25 protein-coding genes are annotated in these 22,791 nt (G+C 70.6%); 15 read left to right on the top strand and 10 right to left on the bottom strand.

All coding sequences use genetic code 11. From position 1 onward, the window contains the following. Positions 1-115: 115 nt before the first annotated feature. Both ACGFMK_RS12145 and ACGFMK_RS12140 read right to left on the bottom strand, forming a co-directional pair. Positions 116-1,141, bottom strand: a complete 1,026-nt coding sequence (locus tag ACGFMK_RS12145) for an ATP-binding protein (RefSeq protein ID WP_392761062.1) — start codon at positions 1,139-1,141, stop codon at positions 116-118. Beyond that, on the bottom strand, positions 1,138-1,833 hold the full coding sequence (locus ACGFMK_RS12140) for a response regulator transcription factor (protein WP_392761059.1): 696 nt from the start codon (positions 1,831-1,833) through the stop codon (positions 1,138-1,140). Before ACGFMK_RS12140 ends, ACGFMK_RS12145 begins: the two co-directional genes overlap by 4 nt. A gap of 234 nt (positions 1,834-2,067) precedes the next feature. Between ACGFMK_RS12140 and ACGFMK_RS12135 the strand changes: the two genes are divergently transcribed. The 5 genes from ACGFMK_RS12135 to ACGFMK_RS12115 all read left to right on the top strand — a co-directional run bounded on the left by ACGFMK_RS12135 (position 2,068) and on the right by ACGFMK_RS12115 (position 8,328). After that, positions 2,068-3,621, top strand: coding sequence for an NCS1 family nucleobase:cation symporter-1 (locus ACGFMK_RS12135; protein ID WP_392761057.1), 1,554 nt, complete (start codon positions 2,068-2,070; stop codon positions 3,619-3,621). A gap of 10 nt (positions 3,622-3,631) precedes the next feature. After that, positions 3,632-4,414 (top strand): nitrilase-related carbon-nitrogen hydrolase, encoded by a 783-nt coding sequence (locus ACGFMK_RS12130; protein ID WP_392761085.1) that lies wholly within the window; start codon positions 3,632-3,634, stop codon positions 4,412-4,414. Then, on the top strand, positions 4,414-5,796 hold the full coding sequence (hydA, locus tag ACGFMK_RS12125) for a dihydropyrimidinase (RefSeq protein ID WP_392761054.1): 1,383 nt from the start codon (positions 4,414-4,416) through the stop codon (positions 5,794-5,796). Before ACGFMK_RS12130 ends, hydA begins: the two co-directional genes overlap by 1 nt. A gap of 7 nt (positions 5,797-5,803) precedes the next feature. Beyond that, positions 5,804-6,802, top strand: a complete 999-nt coding sequence (locus ACGFMK_RS12120; RefSeq protein WP_392761052.1) for a TIGR03842 family LLM class F420-dependent oxidoreductase — start codon at positions 5,804-5,806, stop codon at positions 6,800-6,802. 71 nt (positions 6,803-6,873) lie between these two features. Further along, positions 6,874-8,328, top strand: a complete 1,455-nt coding sequence (locus ACGFMK_RS12115; protein ID WP_392761050.1) for an alpha/beta hydrolase — start codon at positions 6,874-6,876, stop codon at positions 8,326-8,328. Between the two features lie 55 nt (positions 8,329-8,383). Here the strand turns inward: ACGFMK_RS12115 and ACGFMK_RS12110 are convergent, their stop codons facing one another. Genes ACGFMK_RS12110 through ACGFMK_RS12095 form a run of 4 tightly spaced genes read right to left on the bottom strand, consistent with a single transcriptional unit; the run spans position 8,384 to position 11,246 of the window. Then, complete coding sequence (locus ACGFMK_RS12110) at positions 8,384-9,610, bottom strand: serine hydrolase domain-containing protein (protein WP_392761047.1); 1,227 nt, start codon at positions 9,608-9,610, stop codon at positions 8,384-8,386. Between the two features lie 9 nt (positions 9,611-9,619). Next, positions 9,620-10,432: a siderophore-interacting protein gene (locus ACGFMK_RS12105; protein ID WP_392761044.1), complete on the bottom strand. Its 813-nt coding sequence runs from the start codon at positions 10,430-10,432 to the stop codon at positions 9,620-9,622. A gap of 32 nt (positions 10,433-10,464) precedes the next feature. Next, positions 10,465-10,833 (bottom strand): hypothetical protein, encoded by a 369-nt coding sequence (locus ACGFMK_RS12100; RefSeq protein WP_392761041.1) that lies wholly within the window; start codon positions 10,831-10,833, stop codon positions 10,465-10,467. Then, positions 10,830-11,246: an SgcJ/EcaC family oxidoreductase gene (locus ACGFMK_RS12095; RefSeq protein ID WP_392761039.1), complete on the bottom strand. Its 417-nt coding sequence runs from the start codon at positions 11,244-11,246 to the stop codon at positions 10,830-10,832. Before ACGFMK_RS12095 ends, ACGFMK_RS12100 begins: the two co-directional genes overlap by 4 nt. 107 nt (positions 11,247-11,353) lie before the next feature. Here ACGFMK_RS12095 and ACGFMK_RS12090 point away from each other — a divergent pair, with 107 nt between their 5' ends. Beyond that, on the top strand, positions 11,354-12,061 hold the full coding sequence (locus ACGFMK_RS12090; protein ID WP_323335916.1) for a TetR/AcrR family transcriptional regulator: 708 nt from the start codon (positions 11,354-11,356) through the stop codon (positions 12,059-12,061). Between the two features lie 4 nt (positions 12,062-12,065). On the opposite strand, the gene ACGFMK_RS12085 is transcribed toward ACGFMK_RS12090, so the two are convergent. The 4 genes from ACGFMK_RS12085 to ACGFMK_RS12070 all read right to left on the bottom strand — a co-directional run bounded on the left by ACGFMK_RS12085 (position 12,066) and on the right by ACGFMK_RS12070 (position 15,559). Continuing rightward, a complete protein-coding gene (locus tag ACGFMK_RS12085) occupies positions 12,066-12,986 on the bottom strand; it encodes an NADP-dependent oxidoreductase (RefSeq protein WP_392761036.1) in 921 nt (306 codons plus the stop codon). Positions 12,987-13,039: 53 nt separating this feature from the next. Beyond that, positions 13,040-13,747, bottom strand: coding sequence for a hypothetical protein (locus ACGFMK_RS12080; protein ID WP_392761033.1), 708 nt, complete (start codon positions 13,745-13,747; stop codon positions 13,040-13,042). Positions 13,748-13,873: 126 nt separating this feature from the next. Further along, positions 13,874-15,106 (bottom strand): radical SAM family heme chaperone HemW, encoded by a 1,233-nt coding sequence (gene hemW, locus ACGFMK_RS12075; RefSeq protein WP_392761030.1) that lies wholly within the window; start codon positions 15,104-15,106, stop codon positions 13,874-13,876. A 36-nt stretch (positions 15,107-15,142) separates the two neighbouring features. Then, the gene (locus ACGFMK_RS12070) at positions 15,143-15,559 is read right to left on the bottom strand and encodes a VOC family protein (RefSeq protein WP_392761027.1); all 417 of its coding nucleotides are present in this window, start codon (positions 15,557-15,559) and stop codon (positions 15,143-15,145) included. Positions 15,560-15,638: 79 nt separating this feature from the next. Between ACGFMK_RS12070 and ACGFMK_RS12065 the strand changes: the two genes are divergently transcribed. The 9 genes from ACGFMK_RS12065 to ACGFMK_RS12025 all read left to right on the top strand — a co-directional run bounded on the left by ACGFMK_RS12065 (position 15,639) and on the right by ACGFMK_RS12025 (position 22,777). Beyond that, the gene (locus ACGFMK_RS12065; protein WP_392761025.1) at positions 15,639-16,211 is read left to right on the top strand and encodes a TetR/AcrR family transcriptional regulator; all 573 of its coding nucleotides are present in this window, start codon (positions 15,639-15,641) and stop codon (positions 16,209-16,211) included. A gap of 40 nt (positions 16,212-16,251) precedes the next feature. Then, on the top strand, positions 16,252-16,362 hold the full coding sequence (locus ACGFMK_RS12060) for a putative leader peptide (protein WP_392761022.1): 111 nt from the start codon (positions 16,252-16,254) through the stop codon (positions 16,360-16,362). A 104-nt stretch (positions 16,363-16,466) separates the two neighbouring features. Continuing rightward, positions 16,467-18,161: a nitrite/sulfite reductase gene (locus ACGFMK_RS12055; RefSeq protein ID WP_392761020.1), complete on the top strand. Its 1,695-nt coding sequence runs from the start codon at positions 16,467-16,469 to the stop codon at positions 18,159-18,161. Continuing rightward, positions 18,158-18,313, top strand: coding sequence for an Insertion element protein (locus tag ACGFMK_RS12050; RefSeq protein WP_323335927.1), 156 nt, complete (start codon positions 18,158-18,160; stop codon positions 18,311-18,313). The genes ACGFMK_RS12055 and ACGFMK_RS12050 overlap by 4 nt, the downstream gene beginning before the upstream one ends. Continuing rightward, complete coding sequence (locus ACGFMK_RS12045; RefSeq protein WP_392761017.1) at positions 18,310-19,005, top strand: phosphoadenylyl-sulfate reductase; 696 nt, start codon at positions 18,310-18,312, stop codon at positions 19,003-19,005. Before ACGFMK_RS12050 ends, ACGFMK_RS12045 begins: the two co-directional genes overlap by 4 nt. 20 nt (positions 19,006-19,025) lie before the next feature. Beyond that, the gene (gene cysD, locus ACGFMK_RS12040; protein ID WP_392761014.1) at positions 19,026-19,946 is read left to right on the top strand and encodes a sulfate adenylyltransferase subunit CysD; all 921 of its coding nucleotides are present in this window, start codon (positions 19,026-19,028) and stop codon (positions 19,944-19,946) included. Further along, on the top strand, positions 19,946-21,208 hold the full coding sequence (locus ACGFMK_RS12035; RefSeq protein WP_392761011.1) for a sulfate adenylyltransferase subunit 1: 1,263 nt from the start codon (positions 19,946-19,948) through the stop codon (positions 21,206-21,208). Before cysD ends, ACGFMK_RS12035 begins: the two co-directional genes overlap by 1 nt. Continuing rightward, positions 21,205-21,951, top strand: coding sequence for a sirohydrochlorin chelatase (locus tag ACGFMK_RS12030; protein WP_392761008.1), 747 nt, complete (start codon positions 21,205-21,207; stop codon positions 21,949-21,951). Before ACGFMK_RS12035 ends, ACGFMK_RS12030 begins: the two co-directional genes overlap by 4 nt. 193 nt (positions 21,952-22,144) lie before the next feature. Continuing rightward, entirely contained in the window at positions 22,145-22,777 is a 633-nt protein-coding gene (locus tag ACGFMK_RS12025) for a cyclase (RefSeq protein WP_392761006.1), read from the top strand. Positions 22,778-22,791: the final 14 nt, after the last annotated feature.

Genomic DNA, 22,791 nt, shown 5'->3' with positions numbered 1-22,791 from the left:
GGTTTTTTGTCGTGGGGGGGTTTATGTTCCTAAAATACCCCGCCCCGGGCGCCCCCGGGGGGGTTTGGGGTAAACCGGTTTTACAACCCGGTTCCCAACCCCCGACACCGGCGGCTCAGCTCGTCGGCAGCGTCACCCGGATCCGGCCACCGGTGCCGTCGGTGCCTTCGACGGGCTCGACCACGCCGATCGTCCCGCCGTGCAGTTCCACCGCCCACCGCGCGATTGCCAGGCCCAGCCCGGTGCCGCCGCCCGTCGGGCGCTCGCCGCGCGTGAAGCGCTCGAACACCCGCGTGCGATCGGCCGGGGCGATGCCCGGGCCCTCGTCGCACACCTCGATGCGCACCTCGCCGACCCGCAGCTCCGCCACGACCCGCACCACGCCGCCCGCCGGGCCGTGGCGGGCCGCGTTCTCCAGCAGGTTCGCCACCACCTGGAACAGCCGCCCGCGGTCGGCCGTCACCACCGCGTCCGCCGGGGAGACCGACACCTCGAAGCTCACCCCGCGCACCAGCGCCGCCTCGGAGACCGCCTCCGACAACAGCGGAGACAGCGAAAACGACGTCTTGTGCAGCGGAATCGCCCCGGCGTCCAGCCGCGACAGGTCCAGCAGCTCCTCGACCAGCGTCGCCAGCCGTTCGGTCTGCTGCAGCGCCGTCTTCAGCGTCGCCGGGTCCGGCTCCTCGACGCCGTCCACCAGGTTCTCCAGCACCCCGCCCAGCGCCGTGATCGGCGTCCGCAGCTCGTGCGAGACGTTCGCGATCAGCTCGCGCCGCTGCCGGTCGGCGTCGCCGAGATCGCCCGCCATCAGGTTGAACGCCTGCGCGAGCTCGCCCACCTCGTCGCGCGTGGTGGCGCGCACGCGGCGGGTGTAGTCGCCCTTCGCCATCGCCCGCACCGCGCCGGTCATCTCGCGCAGCGGCCGGGTCATCCCGTGCGCCAGCACCTGCGACAGCACCAGCGCCAGCACCACCGCGGTGATCGTCGTCTTCGGCGGCAGCCAGCCGATCTGCCAGTTGAAGAAGGCGAACGCGACGCCGCCGGAGGCCACCATCAGGATCGCCAGCTTCAGCTTGATCGACCGGACGCGGTCGAGCGGCCGTGGCAGCAGCTCGGCGACCTTCACGACGATCCGCTTCACGATCCCGCCTCCAGCGCGTAGCCGACGCCGTGCACGGTGCGGATCAGGTCCGCGCCGAGCTTCCGGCGCAACGCCTTGATGTGGCTGTCCACCGCCCGGGTGGCCGCGGACGTGCCGTGGACGTCCCAGTCCCACACCTCCGACAGCAGCCGTTCCCGCGGCTGCACCACTCGCGGCCGCCGCGCGAAGTGCACCAGCAGGTCGAACTCGATCGGCGTCAGCTGCGCCGCCACCCCCGCCCGGGCGACCCGCCGCTGGTCGACGTCGATCTCGAGGTCGCCGAGCACGATCCGGGCGCCCGCCCCACCGGACGCCGACCGCTCGACCCGGCGCAGCAGCGCGTGCACCCGGGCGGTCAGCACCCGCATCGAGAACGGTTTGGTGAGGTAGTCGTCGGCGCCGACGCCGAGCCCGACCAGCATGTCCGTCTCGTCGGCGCGCGCGGTCAGCATGAGCACCGGCACCGGACGGCGGCCCTGGATCCGGCGGCAGACCTCCAGGCCGTCGAAGCCCGGGAGCATGACGTCCAGCACCACCAGGTCCGGCTCCCAGGACGCCTCGGCCTCGACGGCCGCCGGCCCGTCGTGGGCGACCTCCACGGTGAACCCCTCGGCCCGCAGCCGCGCCACGATCGACGCGGCGATCGTGACGTCGTCCTCGACGACCAGCACCCGCCGCCCACCCAGTTCCATGGCGCCGACTCTAGGCACCGGAGGTGGAGACGGTTCGCGCGAAGTGTGGAGATCCTGTGTGGAGATGCCCGGGGAGAGGTTTCACGCACTTTGCCGGAATGTGACCGCCGATCGTGTGACGCAGGTCATGCACTCCGACGGCCGTTCGCGCAATCGACAGTCTGCACTCCTAGCCGCCGAAGAGTGAACACTCTGCCGTTGCCGCCGCCGTGGGCGGACGCGCAGGATTCCGCAATGGCGCCGACACCCGCAGACCAGCGCGTGCACGACGACGGCCGGGTCGAACTCGATCCCGGTGACGTCGGGTCTCTCGAAGGCAGCCGGTTCTTCAACGAAGAACTGGCACCCGTCCCCGTTGCGAAACGGACCTGGACCACCTACAACTACTTCGCGCTCTGGATGGGGATGGCGCACAACATCCCCAGCTACGCCCTGGCCGCGTCGCTGATCGCGCTCGGCATGAACTGGGTCCAGGCGCTGATCACCATCACCATCGGCAACCTGGTCGTGCTGGCGCCGATGCTGCTCAACAGCCACGCCGGCACGAAGTACGGCATCCCGTTCCCGGTGTTCGCCCGCGCGTTCTACGGAATGCGCGGCGCCAACCTGGCCGCGCTGCTGCGGGCGTTCATCGCCTGCGGCTGGTTCGGCATCCAGACCTGGGTCGGCGGCGAGGCCATCTACGTCATCCTCGGCCGCCTGCTCGGCTCGGGGTGGCGGGACGCGCCGGAGATCGCCGGGCAGCACTGGACGCTCTGGCTGTCGTTCGTGGTCTTCTGGATCGGCCAGATGCTGATCATCTGGCGCGGCATGGAGGCGGTCCGCCGGTTCGAGAACTGGACGGCGCCGCTCGTGTCGGTCGGCTTCCTGATCCTGCTCGGGTACGTGCTGGTCAAGGCGGGCGGGCTCGGCCCGATCCTGTCCGACGGCGGCAAGCTCGGCTGGGGCCCGGACTTCTGGAAGGTGTTCGCGCCGTCGCTGATGGCGATGATCGCGTTCTGGTCGACACTGTCGCTGAACATGCCGGACTTCACGCGTTTCGGCGGCAGCCAGCGCAAGCAGGTCCGCGGCCAGATCCTCGGCCTGCCGACGACGATGACGTTCATCGCGATCGTCGCCATCCTGACCACGTCGGGCGGGCACGTGCTCTACGGCGAGGACATCTGGGACCCGGCACAGCTGGCCGACAAGTTCACCAGCCCGGTCGTGGTCGTCGTCGCGCTGGTCGCGCTGGTGCTCGCGACGATCTCGGCGAACCTCGCGGCCAACGTCGTAAGCCCGTCCTATGACTTCTCCAACGCCTTCCCGAAGAAGATCACCTTCGCGGTCGGCGGCGGGATCACCGGTGTCATCGGCATCCTGATCCAGCCGTGGCGGCTCTACTCCGACCCGAACATCTACATCTTCGCGTGGCTCGGCTTCTACGGCGGCCTGCTCGGCGCGGTCGCCGGCGTGCTCGTCGCCGGCTACTGGGTGATCGCCCGCACGAAGCTCAAGCTGAAGGACCTCTACACACCCGATGGGGTGTATTGGTTCAGCGGCGGCTGGAACTGGCGCGCGCTGGTCGCGACGCTGGTCGGAGCCGTTCTCTCGGTCGGCGGTGCCTATGGCGGACCGTTCCCCGACGGCGGGCTCATCCCGTTCCTCAAGCCGCTTTACGACTACAACTGGGTGGTCGGCTTCGTCGGCGCGTTCGTCGTCTTCGCCGCCCTGTCCCGTTCGTCAACCAAGGAGGAAGCAAGTGAGCGTCGTCCGAGCCGGATTGATCCAGCAGCGGTGGACGGGTGACAAGGAGTCCATGATCAAGGCGGCGGTCGACCACATCGCCACCGCCGCCTCGCAGGGCGCCCAGGTCGTCTGCCTGCAGGAACTGTTCTACGGCCCCTACTTCTGCCAGGTGCAGGACACCGAGTTCTACTCCTACACTGAGGGCATCCCCGACGGGCCGACGACCAAGCTCATGCAGGAGGTCGCCGAGCGCCACGGCGTCGTGCTGATCGTGCCGATGTACGAGGTCGAGCAGCCCGGCGTGTACTACAACACCGCCGCGGTGATCGACGCCGACGGCACGTACCTCGGCAAGCACCGCAAGAACCACATCCCGCAGGTCAAGGGCTTCTGGGAGAAGTTCTACTTCCGGCCCGGGAACCTGGGCTACCCGGTGTTCGACACCGCCGTGGGCCGCATCGGCGTCTACATCTGCTACGAGCGGCACTTCCCGGAGGGCTGGCGGGCGCTGGGCCTGGCCGGGGCGAAGATCGTGTTCAACCCGTCGGCGACCAGCCGCGGCCTGTCGCAGTACCTGTGGCGGCTGGAGCAGCCGGCGGCCGCGGTGGCGAACGAGTACTTCGTCGGCGCGATCAACCGCGTCGGCGTGGAACCGCTGGGCGACAACGACTTCTACGGCCAGACGTACTTCGCCGACCCGCGCGGCCAGCTGATCGGCGACGCCGCCTCCGACACCGACGACGAGGTCGTCATCCGCGACCTCGACATGACGCTGCTCGACGAGGTCCGGGACCTGTGGGCGTTCTACCGCGACCGCCGGCCGGACACCTACGGCCCCCTCACGGAGGCCTGATGACCACGCTCATCAAGGGCGGCCAGGTCGTTTCGCCGTCGGGTGCGCTCCTGGCGGACGTGCTGGTGGACGGCGAGACCATCGCCGCCGTCGGTGCGCCCGGCGCCCTGACCGGCGACGAGACGATCGACGCCACCGGGAAGTACGTGCTGCCCGGCGGGATCGACGCGCACACGCACATGGAGATGCCGTTCGGCGGCACGCATTCGGTCGACACGTTCTCGACCGGCACCACGGCCGCGGCCTGGGGCGGCACGACGACGATCATCGACTTCGCCGTGCAGGCCAAGGGGACCTCGCTGCTGTCCACGATGGACAAGTGGCATTCCAAAGCGGACGGCAACTGCGCGATCGACTACGGCTTCCACATGATCGTCTCCGACGTCAACGACCAGTCGTTGAAGGAGATGGAGGCCTGCGTCGACGCCGGCGTCGGCAGCTTCAAGATGTTCATGGCCTACCCGGGCGTGTTCTACTCGACCGACGGCGAAATCCTGCTGGCCATGCAGAAGGCGCGCGAGATCGGCGCCACGATCATGATGCACGCCGAGAACGGCATCGCGATCGACCAGCTGGCCGCGCAGGCGTTCGAGGCCGGCAAGATCGACCCGGTGCAGCACGGCCTGACCCGGCCGCCGGAGCTGGAGGGCGAAGCGACGTCACGGGCGATCCAGCTCGCGAAGGTCACCGGCTCGCCGCTCTACATCGTGCACCTCTCGGCGTCGCAAGCGCTTGCGGCCGTGGCGGAAGCGCGTAACGACGGGCAGAACGTCTTCGCCGAGACGTGCCCGCAGTACCTCTACCTGTCCATTGAGGACCTGGCCAAGCCGGACTTCGAGGGTGCGAAGTACGTCGCGTCGCCGCCGCTGCGGGAGAAGTCGCACCAGGCCGACCTGTGGCGGGGCCTGCGGACGAACGACCTGTCCGTGGTCTCGACCGACCACTGCCCGTTCTGCTTCAAGGACCAGAAGGAGCTGGGCCGCGGTGACTTCCGGGCGATCCCGAACGGGATGCCCGGGGTCGAGCACCGGATGGACCTGCTGCACCAGGGCGTCGTCGCGGGTGAGCTGACGCTCGGGCGCTGGGTCGAGACGTGCTCGGCGACGCCGGCGCGGATGTTCGGGCTGTACCCGCGCAAGGGCGTGATCGCCGCGGGTTCGGACGCCGACATCGTCGTCTACGACCCCGCGGCGACCCAGACCCTGTCGGCCGAGACGCACCACATGAACGTGGACTACTCGGCCTACGAAGGGTTCGAGCTGACCGGCCGCGTGCACACGGTCCTGTCCCGTGGGCGCGTCGTCGTTTCGCCCGACGGGTTCACCGGGTCGACGTCGCACGGGAAGTTCCTGTCCCGCTCGCTGAACCAGTACCTGAACTGAGGTGGGTATGGACTTCGGGATCGTGCTGCAGACCGACCCGCCCGCGCGGGACGTCGTGCGGCTGATGAAGGACGCCGAGGACGCCGGGTTCCGCTACGGCTGGACGTTCGACTCCTGTGTGCTGTGGCAGGAGCCGTTCGTCATCTACTCGGCGATCCTGGCCGCGACGTCGTCGCTGGTCGTGGGGCCGATGGTGACCAGCCCGGGTACGCGTGACTGGTCGGTGATGGCGTCGACGTTCGCCACGCTGAACGACATGTACGGCAACCGGACGGTCTGCGGCATCGGCCGCGGCGACTCCGCGCACCGGGTCGTCGGGAAGCCACCGTCCACTTTGGCCACCGTGCGCGACTGCATGCACGTGGTGAAGGAGCTCGCCGAGGGGCGGGCGGTGGAAATGAACGAGACGACCGTGCAGATCCCGTGGATCCGCAACGGCCGGCTCGAGATGTGGATGGCCGGGTACGGGCCGAAGGCGCTGAAGACGGTCGGCGAGCACGCCGACGGCTTCATCCTGCAGTGCGCCGACCCGGCGATCGCGCGCTGGACGATCGGCGCGGTGCGGGACGCGGCGCGCGCGGCCGGGCGCGACCCGGGCGGCATCACGATCTGCGTCGCGGCCCCGGCGTACGTCGGCGACGACCTGGCGCACCAGCGCGAGCAGCTGCGCTGGTTCGGCGGGATGGTCGGCAACCACGTCGCGGACCTGGTCGCACGGTACGGCTCTTCCGGTGCGGTGCCGAAGGAACTGACCGACTACATCCGCGAGCGGGAGGGCTACGACTACAGCCACCACGGCAAGGCGGGCAACCCGTCGACGGAGTTCGTCCCGGACGAGATCGTCGACCGGTTCTGCCTGCTGGGCCCGGCGTCGGCGCACGTTTCCCGGCTGCAGGAACTGGCGGAGCTGGGTGTGGACCAGTTCTCGCTGTACCTGATGCACGACGACCGCGAGGCGACCCTGGCGTCGTACGGGTCACAGATCATCCCGAAGCTGACCGCGTAGGGCCTGCCCTACCCCGGTTCCGGGGGTGCGCACCAGCGCGCCCCCGGTCCCGGCGGCGGGACGATCGGCGGATGAAATCTCCGAAACTCCGTGCTGTGCTGGCTCTGGGGGCCGCGGCGGGTGTGGTGGCCTTGAGTGCGCCCGCAGCGTCGGCGAGCCCCGCCGGAATCGTCTGGGAACCCTGCCCGGCCGGGTCGCCGAGCGGGTACGATTGCGGCCGGCTCGACGTCCCACTGTCCTATCAGGACCCTTCGGCCGGCACGGCCTCGGTGGCGATCGGCCGCCTGCCCGCCACCGACCAGGCCCACAAGCTGGGCACGATCTTCTACAACCCCGGCGGCCCGGGTTCGTCGGGCCGCTTCGCCCCGGCGTTGACACCGGCGCTGCACGCTCGCTACGACATCGTCGGGATCGACCCGCGCGGCGTCGGGGCGAGCTCGAAGATCCACTGCTTCACCGACCCGTCGCAGCTGGAGGTGCTCCAGCGAGCGCTCGGCACGTTCCCGCTGACGCCGGCGGCCGAGCAGCAGCAGATCGCGGACACCCGGACGGTCACGGACCTGTGCGAGCAGAACGCGGGCCCGCTGGCGAACCACCTGTCGACGGGCACGATCGCCCGCGACCTCGACCGGCTGCGGGCCGCGTTCGGCGAAGCGAAGCTGCGCTACTACGGGAAGTCGTACGGCACGTACATCGGCGAGACGTACGCGAACCTGTTCCCCGGCCGCGTCGGCACGCTGGCCCTGGACGCGGTCGACGACCCGTCCCGCTGGGCGACCGGCCCGGGCCCGATGAGCTACCGCCTGGCCGGCTACGTCGACGGCCCGCGGGCGCTGCAGTCCTTTTTGGACGCCTGCGCCGACCGCTGCACCTTCGACTATTCCGCCATCCTCGATCGCCTGGCCACCGGCCCGATCACGGTGACGGACACCGCGGGCCACCAGGTCGTCGTCACCTACCAGAGCGCGATCGCCCAGATCCACAACTACCTGACGGACGCCCAAGCGGCCCCGCAACTGGCAGCGTTCCTGACGGCGCTGGCGGACCCTGCATCTCCGGCGCCGGTGATCGCCGGCGGTCCCCCGGACGTCGACTCGATGCTGGGCGGCGGCGCAACCCTGTGCTCGGACGCGGAAAACCCGCACGACCCGGCGGTCTGGGCAGGCTACGCCCGTGCGGCCGACCGCATCGGCCGCGGCTTCGGCCCGTACGACGTCTACAAGACACTGCCGTGCGCGAGCTGGGACGTCACGGACACGGGCCGCTACACCGGCCCGTGGAACCACCCGACGGCGCCGATCCTCCTGCTGGCGAACAGGCAGGGCGACCTGGAAACCCCGTACGACGGAGCGCAGCGAACGGAGAAGCTGCTGGCGAACGCGCGCCTGCTGACCCTCGACACATACGGCCACGGCTCCCGCGGCAAGAGCGCGTGTGTCGACAAGTCGCTGGACACGTACTTCCTGACGGGCGCGCTCCCGGCGCGGGGCACGGTCTGCTTGCCGGACAAGGGCCCGTTCGGCTGACCACCTCGTGAGTGGGAAACAGTGTTCTAACACTGTTTCCCACTCACGACCCGTCTCAGTCCACCAGTGCTTGGTAAACCAGCTGCCGCAGCTGGGGCCGCAGCCGATAGGTGCTCGAAGGCAGCAGCTGCGTGTAGAACCCCACCGTGATGTCCTCCTCCGGGTCCACCCAGAACGCGGTGGAAGCCGCGCCGCCCCAGGCGAACTCCCCGGCAGAAGCCAGAGTCCGGGCCTTCACCGGGTCCTCCAAGACCGAGAAGCCCAGACCGAAACCGTGGCCGTCGAAGGGCATCTCCGCGAACAGCGGCCGGCCGTACGCCTCCAGGTCCACGTGGCCCGGCAGGTGGTTGCTCGCCATCAGCGACACCGTTCGCGGGGACAGCAGCCGGACGTCGTCCAGTACCCCGCCGTTCAGCAGCATCTCCGTGAAACGCCAGTAGTCCGCGGCCGACGACACCAGGCCGCCGCCGCCCGAGAGGCACGAGGGGCGGGACTTGCCCAGCGCTCCGAACGCGTCGTTGCGCGCGATGCCGCCGGTGGCGGGGTCCGGGATGTACAGCGCGGCCAGGCGATCGGTGTCCGTCGTGAAGAAGCCCGTGTCCGTCATGCCCAGCGGGCCGAAGATGCGCGACCGGAAGAACTCGTCCAGCGGCTGCCCCGACACCACCTCGACGACGCGGCCCAGGACGTCCGTCGCGATCGAGTAGTTCCACTCCGCCCCGGGCTGGAACAGCAGCGGCAGCTTCGCCCACTGCTCGGAACACGCGGCCAGATCCAGGCCCGGCGGTGTGCCCCATTCGAAGCCCGCCGCGCGGTAGATCGCGTCCACCGGGTGGCCGTGGTGGAAGCCGTACGTCAGGCCCGCCGTGTGCGTCAGCAGGTGCCACACCCGGATCGGGCCCGTCGCCGGTTCGGTCAGCGGCTTGAGCGCCGAACCCTTGACGTACACCTGGGGCGACGCGAACTCCGGCAGCCACTGCGAGATCGGGTCGTCCAGTTCGAGCAGGCCCTCTTCGGCGAGGATCATCGCGGCGACCGACGTGATCGGCTTGGTCATCGAGAAGATCCGCCAGAGCGTGTCCGGCTCGACCGGCAGCCCGGCCTCGACGTCCCGCTGCCCGCCGCTGCCGACGTGCACCAGCTTGCCGTGCCTGCTCACCACCGCGAGCCAGCCCGGCAACCGTCCATTGTCGACATAGCGGGCGAAGTGGTCGTCGATCCGCTTCAGCCGCGCCGCGTCGAAGCCGGCTTCGGCCGGGTCGACGTCCACCTTGAGTTCCATGCAGCGAGGTTACTTCTCCCGCGCGCGCTCGGCCGCTTTCTCTTCGCGCCAGGCTTCGTCGTCCTTGCCGACGCGCCAGTAGCCCGAGATCGACAGCAGCTCACGCCGCACGCCACGCTCGTCGAGCAGATACCGGCGCAGCTCCCGGACGAAGCCCGCCTCACCGTGCACGAACGCCTGGACGACGCCTTCGCGCCACGGCAGCGCCCGCACCGCCGAGGCGACGTCGCCGCCCGCCGCGCGGTGCAGCCAGGTGATCTGCGCGTCCGCCTTCGTGACCAGCGCCTGCTGTTCGCTCTCGTCCTCGACCAGGATCACGGCCTGCGCCGGAACGCCGGGCGGGAGCGCTTCGAGCGACGCCGCGATGGCCGGCAGGGCGCTCTCGTCACCGGCCAGGAGGTGCCAGTCGGCCTCCGCGCCCGGCGCGTACGCCCCGCCAGGACCGGACAGCAGCAGCTCGTCACCCGGCTTCGCCGCGGCCGCCCACGGGCCGGCGATGCCCTCGTCGCCGTGGTGGACGAAGTCGAAGACCAGCTCGCCGGCCTGCGGGTCGAACCCCCGCACGGTGTAGGACCGCATCCGCGGCCACTGCTCGCGCGGCAGGGTGGCCCGGATCTCCTGGACGTCGAACGGTTCCGGGTACGCGACGCCGGGCACCTTGAACAGCACCTTCACGTAGGCGTCGGTGAACGCGTTGGGCGCGAAGTCCTTGATGCCGTCACCGCCCGCGACGATCCGGATCATGTGCGGGGTGAGGCGCTCGGTGCGCAGCACACGCAGCTTCACCGCGGGCCGTCCGGACCGGCGGGGTGCTTCGGCCATCGGCCATCTCCTTGCTCCGTACTAAGGCTTGCCTAACTCACCCTACGCGCCAGAAGCGCATCCGGGCCATCGGGCCGCCCCAGTTCTTCCAGCAGCCGAGCGAAAGCGTCAGCCGTGCGCGCCCGGAACCCGAGGAAGAACCGGTTGGCCAGCGGCACGCCCCACCGCCCCCGGGAAGCCGCGTTGACCACCCGGTGCTCGACACGCGCCCCGCCCGGATCGGCGGTCACGCGGTACTCGCCGCGGTACCACCAGCCGCCCTGCACGGCGACGAAACCGCGATCGGCGTCGACCTCCACGCGCATCGGATACCCGCCCGAAGTCAGCCGCACACGCAGCCGCTCGAACACCTCACCCGGCGGCCGGGGCACCACCCCGGCCGCCTCCGCAAGCGCTTTCACCCGCGCGGATCCGCGACGCGGGTGTTCTGGAACGCCGTGATCAGCCACTCGCCGCCTTCCTCGACCAGCACGAAGCTGACGGTGGATTCGCGGCCCGCGTCGGCGGTCTCACCCCCGCCGAGCGAGGAGCCGCCGCCCACCACGGCGACGGCGACGTCCGGGCGGACGAACCGCACCTTGGTCTCGGCGCCGAGGTTCCCGGTCAGCTTCGAGCCCTTCAGCGGCCCTTCGAAGAGCGCGCGGTGGCCGCTCTCGATCGCGGCCCGGCCGGGCATGTTCAGCCCGAAGAAGGTGATGTAGTCCGCGTCCTCGGTGAAGAGGCGGCCGTACGCGGTGGCGTCGCCGTCGTTCCAGGCGCGGGTGAGCCGGTCCAGCACGGCGCGGACGTCGGTATCCACGGTGGTCGTGGTCATGGGATCCCCTTTGTCGAACGCTGTTCGTCTTACGAACACCGTTCTACATACGAACGCCGTTCGCGTCAAGTACAGTGTTCGTGACGTCCGTGAACAGGAGGTGCTCGTTGACCGTTCCCCCGCCGCCGTGGCGCCGGGCCCCGCGCCGTCGCGCCGCGAAGCCCGCGCTCTCGCAGGAGCTCGTCGTGAAGACGGCGCTGGAGATCCTGGCGAAGGAGGGTTTCGACGCGGTGACCATGCGCCGGGTCGCGCAGGAGCTGGAGACGGGACCCGCGTCGCTCTACGCGCACGTGTCGAACAAGGACGAGCTGGCGGAGCTGATGCTCGACGCCGTCCTGGGCGACCTGCCGCTGCCGGAGCCCGACCCGGCGCGCTGGGACGAGCAGGTGAAGGACCTGGTGCACGCGCAGATCGACGCGATGGTCGCGCACCCGGGCATCGCGCGGGTGGCGTGGAACATCGCGGTGCCGGTCAATCCCAGCTCACTGCACCAGGGCGAAGCGATGCTCAAGCTGCTTCGCGCGGGCGGACTGGACCTCAAGCAGGCGAGCTTCGCCGGTGACGCGCTTTCGCTCTACGCCAAGGCGTACGCGTACGAAGCGAGCGGCTGGACGTGGGGCGAGATCGACGCCGACGACGTCTCCGAGCGCGGCGAGCAGATGCTGGCGTACATGCAGTCCCTGCCGGCCGACGCGTTCCCGAACATGCTGCGGATGGGCGAGTTCTTCACCGAAGAGACCGCCACCGAGCGGCTGGACTTCGCACTCGACGTGTTCCTGGCCGGCCTGAAGGTGGTCGCGGCCAGGAACACGTGAGGGTTCAGGGCACCAGGACGATCTTGCCGCGCGTGTGGCGCTGGGCCAGCTCGCGGTAGGCGTCCTGCACCTCGGCCAGCGGGTACACGCTCGCGACGGGCACCTCCAGCAGGCCCTTGGCGATCAGGGTCGCCAGCTCGCGCAGGACGTCCGCCGTCGACGCGGCCATGCTGCCCTCGGCCTTGACGTTGTACTTCTCCGCCGCGGCGAAGTCGATGATCGTGTTGATCCGGCCCGCGTACACGCCGAGCCGCAGCGCCAGGTCGACGTAACCGTCGCCGTAGGTGTCGATGAACGCGTGGACGCCGTCCGGCGCGGCCTTCTCGATCCGCTCCTCGACGCCCTCACCGTACTCGACCGGCACCACGTCGAGCTCGCGCAGCCACGCGTGGTTCGCTTCGCTCGCGAGGCCGATCACGGTGGCACCGGACAGCTTCGCCAGCTGGACGGCCAGCGAGCCGACGCCGCCCGCGGCCCCCGAGACGACGACCGTCTCGCCTTCGCGCGGGTAGACCGCGCGCACCGCGGCGTAGGCGGTGGCGCCGGCGACGTACAGCGAACCGGCCGCCTCCCACGACACGCCGTCGGGACGCGGCGTCAGGTTCTCCGCCGGCGCCACGACGAACTCCGCCTGGCTGGACCGGTCGTGGACGAAGCCGATGACCTCGTCGCCGACCTCGATCTCCTCGACGCCTTCACCGAGTTCGGCGACCACACCCGCGAAGTCACTGCCCTGCCCTGACGGGAAGGTCGCCGGCCAGCGGTCGTGCAGCAGGCCGCGTCTGATCGAGATCTCTCCCGGGTTGATCCCGGCCGCGCGGACCTCGACGAGCACCTGGCCCGGTCCGGGCGCCGGGCGCGGGACGTCTTCCACCCGCAGGACGTCCACATCGCCGTACTCGCCGAACCTGATCGCGCGCGCCATGGCCCCTCCTCCAACGTCGTTGCTTGATGCAAGTAACGACGTGGGCCGGAGATTTATGCCCGGGAGGACCGGCGGCCGGTTCGCCGGCGGGCCGCGCCGTCGAGCAGTTCGGCCACGGTCCGGCGAGCCGGGACGGGAACAGCCGGGGCCTGCGCCGCGATCGCGAGCAGGTCGTCGTCGAGGCGGAGGAAGCCGGCCAGTGCCCGCTGCGCCGCGGTCAGCGAGCCGAGCCCCGGCGGAACCGGTGGTTCGAGATCGCCGTCGGCGGCACGGTCGAAGGCCTCTTCGTCGCGTTCCCAGTTGCCGTAGGCCGCCAGCCAGGCGAGGTAGAGCGGCCGGAGATCTCCGCCGGCGAGCTCGGCGCGAACTCCGGCGATCTCCGGCAGCAGGGTGTCGGGGTCGTAGTCGATGTCGTCGGCGTCGTCCTCGCTGATGAAGTCGACCACGACGAACTCGCCCACGTGTCCGGCGTGGAGGTAGCCGTCCACCTGGTGATCCTCGACGACGCCGGGATCGAGCAGCGCACCCGGCAGGCGGAGCATCACGCGGCGGGTACCCCAGTCGGCCAGGTACAGGTGCGCGTCGTAGTAGCGCTCGACCAGCAGGTGCGGATCGCCCTGGAAATCTCCCCAGTGGTAGTCGTTGACGAAGCTGGTGGCGGTGATCGTCGCCCGCGTGGACAGCGACCGGACCGCGGCTTGTTCCGCATCGCTCAGCGGGCGGTCGATCGCCAGGAACTCGTAGTACTGGTACTCGCTCATCACCCGTCCGTTTCCTCCGTGACGACGAACGGCCGCGCCCGGAAACCCGGCCCGGCCAGGTCGACCGCGTCGCGGTCCCAGGCGCTCATTTCCCCGATCCGCCACCGGCCGAGCACCACCACCGGCTCAGCCCGCGAGCCGGCGGACGACACCGTCGGCCAGGAGGCGTCCGCGATCGGTCAGCACCGCGCGGCCGCGGGAGTCCAGAGCGGACGGGTCGAGCAGGCCCTCGGCCGCCGCCGCGCGGGCTTCGGCCAGGCCCGGTGCGTCCAGGACGTCGAGCGGGAGTCCTTCGGCGACGCGGAGTTCGAGCATGATCCGTTCGAGGTGCTGGTCGTCGTCGGTGAGTACCTCGCGCCCGCCCGCGGGCGAGTCCCCCGCGGCCAGCAGCGCCGCGTAGCGCGCCGGGTGCTTGACGTTCCACCAGCGCACCCCGCCGACGTGGCTGTGCGCGCCCGGACCGGCGCCCCACCAGTCGTCACCGCGCCAGTAGGCGAGGTTGTGGCGGCAGCGGGCGGCGTCGGTCGCGGCCCAGTTCGACACCTCGTACCAGCGCAGGCCGGCCGCCGACAGGGTCGCGTCGATCATCTCGTAGTCCGCGGCCAGCACGTCGTCGTCCGGTGCCGGCAGCTCGCCGCGGCGCACCCGGCGGGCAAGCGCCGTGCCCTCCTCGACGATCAGCGCGTACGCCGAAACGTGGTCGACCCCGGCGGCCAGCACGGCCTCCAGCGTCGCCCGCAGGTCCTCGCTCCGCTCGCCGGGCGTGCCGTAGATCACGTCCAGGTTCACGTGCTCGAACCCGGCCGCGCGCGCTTCGGCGGCGGCCTTCACCGGACGCCCGGGCGTGTGCACGCGGTCGAGGATCTTGAGCACGTGCTGCGCCGCGGACTGCATGCCCAGCGACACCCGCGTGTAGCCCGCCTCCCGGATCCCGGCGAAGAACTCCGGCGAGGTCGACTCCGGGTTCGACTCGGTCGTCACCTCGGCCCCGGGTGCCAGGCCGAAGACGTCGCGGACGGCGTCGAGCACCGACTTCAGGCCGTCCGCGCCGAGCAGCGACGGCGTGCCGCCACCCACGAAGACCGTCTCCGCGGTGGGCGGCACGACCAGCACGCGCGCGGCCAGCTCCAGCTCGCGGCGCAGGCCTTCCAGCCACGACTCCGGCGACGAGCCGGAGTCCAGCTCGCCCGCGGTGTAGGTGTTGAAGTCGCAGTAGCCGCACCGGGTAGCGCAGAACGGGACGTGCACGTAGACGCCGAACGCTCTGCTGCCGAGGCCCTTCAGCGCGCTTTCCGGCAACGCCGGGTCGATCGGTGTGGCGGGGTCGGGACGCAGCACGGGCACCCCCCGATTGTCCACCCCGCCACGGCCGAGGCTCGGTCGGGTTAACGCCGCTTACGAAGCCGGCGCGTTCGCCGCCGCCCACTCCGGGTCGGCCGGGATCATCTCGATGACGTCGAGCAGCACGCCGTTCGGGTCCGCGACGTAGAAGTGCCGCTGCCCGTAGACCTCGTCGACGACCGGCGTCACCAGCTCGACGCCGGCCTCGGACAAGCGCCGGGCCTCGGCCGCGGCGTCTTCCACGACGAGCCCGAACATCAGCCCGGCCGTCTCCCGCGCCCGGTAGCCCGCCGGCACGGACTCGTGCCCTCGCTGCACGAAGCTGATCTCGTAGCCGGGCGCCCCGGCGTTGACGCTGGCGAACCAGCCGAGCTCGACCGTGACGGCCAGCCCGACGACGTCCGCGTAGAAGCGGGTGGTCGCGGCGACGTCGTCGACCAGGTACCCCGCCCCGAACCCCTTGACCTGCATCCCCGGACCCTCTCGTTCAAACCACTGTGTTCGTAGTACTCTAATCGTAGTGGTTTAAATCGGGCAAGGAGGACTTCGCGTGCGGCAGAACACGGAACGGCGGACCGCGCTGACCGACGCGGCCGTCGAAGTGCTGGCCCGGGACGGCGCGCGCGGGCTCACCTACCGCGCGGTCGACACCGAGGCCGGGGTCCCGCCGGGGACCACGTCCAACTACTTCCGCGACCGCGACCGGCTGCTGGCCGAGGCCGGCGAACGGGTGCACGTCCGGCTCGCGGCGGCGGACGAGGTCCTGGCCGACCCGCGCTCGGAACCGCCGTCGACGGACCGGGTCACCGCGCTGCTCGGCGACCTGATGACCCGGCTGACCACCCGCCGCAGCGCCTACCTCGCCCTGCTGGAGCTGCGGCTGGAGGCGAACCGGCGGCCGGAGCTGGCGGCGGCGCTCACCGCGACCGTGCGCGAGAGCTTCGAGCTCAGCGTCGGGTTCCACGAAGCCGCCGGGCTGCCCGGCGGGCGTGACGAGGTCCTGTTGCTCTATCTGGCCCTGACCGGGCTGACCGTCGAGCGGTTGACACTGCCCGAGGCGTTCTCCGGGTACTCGGACGCGCAGGTGGTGGGCCTGCTGATCGACCGCATTCTCCCTGGCTAGTGACCCTTCTCCCACCATCCGGGCGCCGCTGGACCACATTGTGGACGCGTGGCACGCTGAGCGCGTGACTTCTGCCGGTGTTCTCCTCGTGGCGCGCCGCCACGTCGACCTCCTGCGGGTCGCCAGTGCCCTCTGCGTGCCCGTTCGCTGACGCCCGATCACCACCACCTGCCACGAATTTCGGACAGCGGGCGCCGGAGGGACTGTGTCTTCGCGTCCTCCGGTGCCACGAAAAGCCTCTCGGAGGACGCCCCCATGGCCTCGCCCACGCGTGACACCCCCGCCCGCCCCGCGCGCGTCAAGCAGAAGCGCGGCGAAGGGCAGTGGGCGCTCGGTTACCGGGAGCCGCTGAACCCGAACGAGCGGTCCAAGAAGGACGACAACCCGCTGAACGTGCGGGCGCGGATCGAGAACATCTACGCCCACCGCGGGTTCGACGCGATCGACCCCGGTGACCTGCGCGGCCGGTTCCGCTGGTTCGGCCTCTACACCCAGCGCAAGCCCGGCATCGACGGCGGCCGCACCGCGACGCTGGAGCCGGAGGAGCTGGACGACCGCTACTTCATGCTGCGCGTCCGGCTCGACGGCGGCGCGCTGACCACCGAGCAGCTCACGGTGCTCGGCGAGATCTCCCAGACGCACGCGCGGGACACCGCCGACATCACCGACCGGCAGAACATCCAGTACCACTGGATCCAGATCGAGGACGTGCCGACGATCTGGGACAAGCTCGAGAAGTCCGGCATGACCACGATGGAAGCCTGCGGCGACAGCCCGCGCGTCATCCTCGGCTCGCCGGTCGCGGGCATCGCCGCCGACGAGGTGATCGACGGCACGCCGGCGATCGAGGAGATCAAGCGCCGCTACATCGGCGACCCGGCGTACTCGAACCTGCCGCGCAAGTTCAAGACCGCCATCTCCGGCCAGTCCGACGTCGCGCACGAGATCCACGACATCGCGTTCGTCGGGGTGAACCACCCCGAGCACGGCCCCGGCTTCGACCTCTGGGTCGGCGGCGGCCTGTCCACCAACCCGATGATCGGGCAGCGCCTCGGCGCCTGGATCCCGCGCGACGAGGTCCCGGACGTCTGGGAAGGCGTCATCTCGATCTTCCGCGACTACGGCTACCGGCGGCTGCGCGCCCGCGCCCGGATCAAGTTCCTGGTCAAGGACTGGGGTGCCGAGAAGTTCCGCCAGGTCCTGCAGGACGAGTACCTCAAGCGCGAGCTGATCGACGGCCCGGCCCCGGAGACGCCCGCGCAGCCGATCGACCACGTCGGCGTGCACCCGCAGGTCGACGGCAAGTTCTACGTCGGCGCGGCACCGATCGCCGGGCGCGTCTCGGGCGGCACGCTCGTCGCCGTCGCCCAGGCCGCCGAGCGGGCGGGGTCGCAGCGGGTCCGGCTCACGCCGCAGCAGAAGCTCGTCGTGCTCGACGTCCCCGAAGAACGGGTGCCGGCGCTGCAGGCGGAGCTGGCCGAGCTGGGCCTCGACACCAAGCCGTCGCCGTGGCGGCGCGGCGTGATGGCCTGCACCGGGCTGGAGTTCTGCAAGCTCGCCATCGTCGAGACGAAGGCCCGGGCGCAGCAGCTGGTCGCCGACCTGGAGAAGTCGCTCGCCGACATCCAGGCCCAGCTGGACACCCCGGTCAGCGTGCACCTCAACGGCTGCCCCAACTCCTGCGCGCGGATCCAGACCGCGGACATCGGCCTCAAGGGCCAGATCGTCACCGACGCCGACGGCAACCAGGTCGAGGGCTTCCAGGTGCACCTCGGCGGCGGCCTGGGCCTCGACGCCGGGTTCGGGCGGAAGCTGCGCGGCCACAAGGTGACCGCGTCGGAACTGACCGGGTACGTCGAACGCGTCGTGCGCGCCTACATCGCCGGACGTGAGCCCGGCGAACGCTTCCCGCAGTGGGCCGCGCGCGCCGAAGAGAGCGTCCTGCAGTGACGTCCACCGAGCGAGCGACGCCGTTCTACTGCCCGTACTGCGGCGACGAGGACCTGCGCCCGGAAGAGAACGGCGGCTGGCTGTGTTCCGCCTGTCGCCGGGTTTTCTCGGTGAAGTTCCTCGGACTGTCCCTTCCGGAGGTGTCCCGATGACCGCCACAGCCGACTACAAGACCCTCGCCGAACGCGCTTCGAAGGAGCTCGCGGACGCGACCGCGGACGAGGCGATCCGCTGGACCGTCGACACGTTCGGCGACGACTTCATCGTCGCGTCCAACATGCAGGACGCCGTGCTGATCGACCTCGCCACGAAGGCGAAGTCCGATGTGGACGTTCTGTTCCTGGAGACCGGTTACCACTTCCCGGAGACGATCGGCACGCGCGACGCGGTGCAGGCCGTCTACCCGAACGTGCGCATCGTCAACGCGCAGGCCGAGCAGAGCGTCGCCGAGCAGGACGCCGAGTACGGCGCGAAGCTGCACGACCGCGACCCGACGCTGTGCTGCAACCTGCGCAAGGTCGTGCCGCTGCGCAAGACGCTGGCCGGCTACTCGGCGTGGGTCACCGGCGTCCGCCGGGTGGACGCGCCGACCCGCGCGAACACCCCGATCGTCACCTGGGACGACCGCAACGGCCTGGTGAAGATCAACCCGATCGCGGCGTGGACCGACGACGAGTTCAACGGCTACATCCACGAGCACGGGATCCTCGAGAACCCGCTGGTCTCGATCGGCTACCTCTCGATCGGCTGCGCGCCCTGCACGGCCCGCGTGGCACCGGGCCAGGACCCGCGCAGCGGCCGCTGGGCGGGCCAGTCGAAGACCGAGTGCGGACTGCACGGCTGATGTCAGACACCGAGGGACGCATGACGACACTGGAACCAGCGGCCGACGCGGCACAGGACAACCTGGCCGCGCTCGAATCCGAAGCCATCCACATCTTCCGGGAGGTGGCCGGCGAGTTCGACCGCCCGGTGATCCTCTTCTCTGGCGGCAAGGACTCGACGCTGCTGCTGCACCTGGCGATCAAGGCGTTCTGGCCGGCGCCGGTGCCGTTCCCGCTGCTGCACGTCGACACCGGGCACAACTTCGACGAGGTCATCGAGTTCCGCGACCGCGTCGTCGAGCAGCACGGGCTGCGCCTGGTCGTCGCGAAGGTCCAGGACTGGATCGACGACGGACGCCTGGAGGAACGCGCCGACGGCATGCGGAACCCGTTGCAGACCACGCCGTTGCTCGACACGATCTCGGAGAACAGGTTCGACGCCGTGTTCGGCGGCGGCCGCCGTGACGAGGAGCGCGCCCGGGCCAAGGAGCGGATCTTCAGCCTCCGCAACGCCTTCGGCCAGTGGGAGCCGCGTCGCCAGCGTCCCGAGCTGTGGAACCTCTACAACGGACGGCACCGCCCGGGCGAGCAGGTCCGTGTCTTCCCGCTGTCCAACTGGACCGAGGCGGACGTCTGGAACTACATCGCCCGCGAGAAGGTCGAGCTGCCGTCGATCTACTACGCGCACCGGCGCGAGGTGTACCTGCGCGACGGCATGTGGCTGGCCGAAGGCCCGTGGGGCGGACCGCGGCCGGGTGAAGACGTCCGCGAACGGACCGTGCGCTACCGGACTGTCGGCGACGGCTCGTGCACCGGCGCGATCGAGTCCACCGCGAGCACCGTCGAAGAGGTCATCGCCGAGGTGTCCGCCTCGCGGCTCACCGAGCGCGGCGCGACCCGCGCCGACGACCGGATGTCCGAGGCGGCCATGGAAGACCGCAAGCGTGAGGGGTACTTCTGATGTCCAGCCTACTGCGGCTCGCGACGGCGGGCAGCGTCGACGACGGCAAGTCCACGCTCGTCGGGCGCCTGCTCTACGACACGAAGTCCGTGCTGGCCGACCAGCTGGACGCCGTCACGCGCGCGTCCGTCGACAAGGGACTGTCCACACCGGACCTGTCCCTGCTCGTCGACGGCCTGCGCTCGGAACGCGAGCAGGGCATCACCATCGACGTCGCCTACCGCTACTTCGCGACGCCCAAGCGGTCGTTCGTGCTGGCCGACACGCCGGGGCACGTGCAGTACACGCGCAACACGGTGACCGGTGCGTCGACCGCGCAGCTGGCCGTGCTGCTGGTCGACGCGCGCAAGGGCGTCATCGAGCAGACGCGACGGCACGCGGCCGTGCTGGCGCTGCTCGGCGTGCCGCAGCTGGTGCTGGCGGTGAACAAGATCGACCTCGTCGGCTACGACGAGGCGACGTTCACCGTGATCGCGAAGGAGTTCGCCACCCACGCCGAGACGCTGGGCTACGCGCGCGGTTCGGTGCTCGCGATCCCGGTGTCGGCGCTGGAGGGCGACAACGTCGCGACGCGCTCCGACCGGACGCCGTGGTACTCCGGGCCGAGCCTGCTGGAGCACCTGGAAGACGTGCCGGTCGCGCCGGACCCGCACGACTCGGCGCTGCGGTTCCCGGTGCAGTACGTCATCCGGCCGCGCACGCCCGAGTACCCGGACTACCGCGGTTACGCGGGCCAGATCGCCGCGGGCACCGTGCGCCCGGGTGACGAGATCGTCGTGCTGCCGCAAGGGATCCGCAGCCGCGTCGAGCGGATCGACACCGCCGACGGCCCGCTCGAAGAGGCGGGTTCCGGGACGTCGGTGACGCTCTTGCTGGCCGACGACATCGACATCTCCCGCGGCGACCTGATCGCGGCCGCGGACTCGCCGCCGGAGGTGACCGACGAGATCACCGGCACGCTGTGCTGGCTCTCGTCGAAGCCGCTCAAGCCGGGCGCGCGGGTGCTGGTCAAGCACGGCGCGCGCACGGTGCAGGCGCTGGTCGGCGAGCTGCACGCACGGTTCGACGAGCAGAAGCTGGCCAGCGTCGCCGCGCCGGGTTCGCTGGAGCTGAACGACATCGGGCTGGTCACCTTGACGCTGGCCGAGGAGCTGAGCGTCGACGACTACGGCGTCAGCCCGCGCACCGGCGCGTTCCTGGTGATCGACCCGAAGGACGGCGACACCCTGGCCGCCGGGCTGGTGGGTGAGCGGTTCTCGTGACGCCTCCCCTGGTCGCCGTCGCGCACGGCAGCCGCGACCCCCGCTCGGCCGCGACCGTGCGGGCGCTCGTCGACGTCGTGCGTGACCGGGCGCCGGGTCTTTCGGTGCACGAGTCCTTTTTGGACCTCTCGACGCCCCGGGTCACGGATGTCCTGCGGGAGCTGTACGCGGCCGGGCACCGGACGGCGGTCGTGGTGCCGCTGCTGCTGGGTACCGCGTTCCACGCCCGCGTAGACCTCCCGGCGCTGGTGTCCTCGGTGACCGCCGAATGCCCCGGTTTCCGCGTCCAGGTGTCGGACGTGCTCGGCGCGGACCCGGCGGCGTTGGAAGCGGTCGCCCTGGACCGGCTTTCGTCGGCCCCGCGCCGGCGCGGCACGGGTGTGCTGCTGAGCGCGGTGGGTTCGTCCAACGCGTCGGCGAACGCCGCCGTGGCCGGCCTGGCCGCGCGCTGGGAGTCGCGGCTCGGGCTCCCGGTGACCGAGGCGTTCGCTTCGGCGGCGCAGCCCGACATCCCCGCGGCCGCCGCGCAGCTGTGGGAGCGCGGGGTGAAACACCTGGTCGTGGCGTCGTGGTTCCTGGCGCCGGGGCTGCTGCCGGACCGGATCGCCCGGCTGGCCCGCGAGGCGGACCCCGGCGCGTTCATCGCGGCACCGCTGGCGGACGACCCGCGCGTCGCGGACGCCGTGATCGGCCGCTACGCCACCGCGGTCACCGAGCTGCTGCGCGCCGGAGCCCACGTCTAGACCACTCTCGGTGGTCCGGAACGATCATGCGCGAAGATCACCACCGCCAAAAGGCGAGTCTTATTCACATTTCCGTTACCCACGGTGCCTGGGAACGGTAAATCCTTGACGGTCTACTTAACTTGCCGGTAACTATCTAAGCGCTGCGCAGCTCTCTTTACTCCCCTCCAAAACCGCAGGTAGGTGGATACAGATGAAAGCGCTTCACTTTTCCCGGCTGGCTGCTCTGACCGCGGCCGCGGTTCTTCCGCTGGCCCTCGCCGTCCCGGCCCAAGCGGCCACCACCACCATCGCCTTCGACTGCCAGGCCGACGCCCCGATCATCGGGCCGCAGCAGGTGTCGCTGAACCAGGACGCCGACGTCACCGCGCCCGCGACCGTCGCGCCCGGCGGCGCCTTCGACGTCGTCATCGACCCGGCGCCGAACGAGGTGCCCGGTGAGGTCAGCGGGAACACCGTGAAGAACATCAACACCTTCGCGCTGAAGTTCCCGATCCCCGCGAACTCGACCTTCGTCAGCGCCGACCTGGCCGGCGGCTCCGGCCTCGGCGCCACCGCTCCGACGATCGCCGTCGCGAACGGCGTCGCGACCCTGAGCTTCCCCGGCCCGATCGCCGGCGGCGCCACCTTCGAGCTGCCGACCATCACCGCGCACCTGACCGCGGGCGCGTCCGGCACCATCGAGACGAAGCTGTCCGGCACCGGCTACAGCGACCCCGGCCTGACCTTCAAGGCGGTGGCGGGCACCATCATCGGCGACCTCACCGCGCCCACCTCCTGCTTCCCCAACCCCAGCCCGGTCTTCACGACGACGACCATCGGCTGACCACCGCGTGAAAC

This window comes from Amycolatopsis sp. NPDC049252 (assembly GCF_043197175.1).
GTDB lineage: Bacteria > Actinomycetota > Actinomycetes > Mycobacteriales > Pseudonocardiaceae > Amycolatopsis.
The sequence above is the reverse complement of the archived record's forward strand: the minus strand, read 5'-3'. Positions and strand labels throughout refer to the sequence as shown.

Bases quoted from the DNA above. Each gene is read 5' to 3' on its own strand.
- ACGFMK_RS12080 (WP_392761033.1), bottom strand. From the start codon at position 13,747: ATGAGCGAGTACCAGTACTACGAGTTCCTGGCGATCGACCGCCCGCTG.
- ACGFMK_RS12115 (WP_392761050.1), top strand. From the start codon at position 6,874: ATGAAATCTCCGAAACTCCGTGCTGTGCTGGCTCTGGGGGCCGCGGCG.
- ACGFMK_RS12085 (WP_392761036.1), bottom strand. From the start codon at position 12,986: ATGGCGCGCGCGATCAGGTTCGGCGAGTACGGCGATGTGGACGTCCTG.
- ACGFMK_RS12055 (WP_392761020.1), top strand. From the start codon at position 16,467: ATGGCCTCGCCCACGCGTGACACCCCCGCCCGCCCCGCGCGCGTCAAG.
- ACGFMK_RS12140 (WP_392761059.1), bottom strand. From the start codon at position 1,833: ATGGAACTGGGTGGGCGGCGGGTGCTGGTCGTCGAGGACGACGTCACG.
- ACGFMK_RS12110 (WP_392761047.1), bottom strand. From the start codon at position 9,610: ATGGAACTCAAGGTGGACGTCGACCCGGCCGAAGCCGGCTTCGACGCG.
- ACGFMK_RS12035 (WP_392761011.1), top strand. From the start codon at position 19,946: ATGTCCAGCCTACTGCGGCTCGCGACGGCGGGCAGCGTCGACGACGGC.
- cysD (WP_392761014.1), top strand. From the start codon at position 19,026: ATGACGACACTGGAACCAGCGGCCGACGCGGCACAGGACAACCTGGCC.
- hydA (WP_392761054.1), top strand. From the start codon at position 4,414: ATGACCACGCTCATCAAGGGCGGCCAGGTCGTTTCGCCGTCGGGTGCG.
- ACGFMK_RS12135 (WP_392761057.1), top strand. From the start codon at position 2,068: ATGGCGCCGACACCCGCAGACCAGCGCGTGCACGACGACGGCCGGGTC.
- ACGFMK_RS12130 (WP_392761085.1), top strand. From the start codon at position 3,632: ATGATCAAGGCGGCGGTCGACCACATCGCCACCGCCGCCTCGCAGGGC.
- ACGFMK_RS12070 (WP_392761027.1), bottom strand. From the start codon at position 15,559: ATGCAGGTCAAGGGGTTCGGGGCGGGGTACCTGGTCGACGACGTCGCC.
- ACGFMK_RS12045 (WP_392761017.1), top strand. From the start codon at position 18,310: ATGACCGCCACAGCCGACTACAAGACCCTCGCCGAACGCGCTTCGAAG.
- ACGFMK_RS12120 (WP_392761052.1), top strand. From the start codon at position 5,804: ATGGACTTCGGGATCGTGCTGCAGACCGACCCGCCCGCGCGGGACGTC.
- ACGFMK_RS12095 (WP_392761039.1), bottom strand. From the start codon at position 11,246: ATGACCACGACCACCGTGGATACCGACGTCCGCGCCGTGCTGGACCGG.
- ACGFMK_RS12105 (WP_392761044.1), bottom strand. From the start codon at position 10,432: ATGGCCGAAGCACCCCGCCGGTCCGGACGGCCCGCGGTGAAGCTGCGT.
- ACGFMK_RS12025 (WP_392761006.1), top strand. From the start codon at position 22,145: ATGAAAGCGCTTCACTTTTCCCGGCTGGCTGCTCTGACCGCGGCCGCG.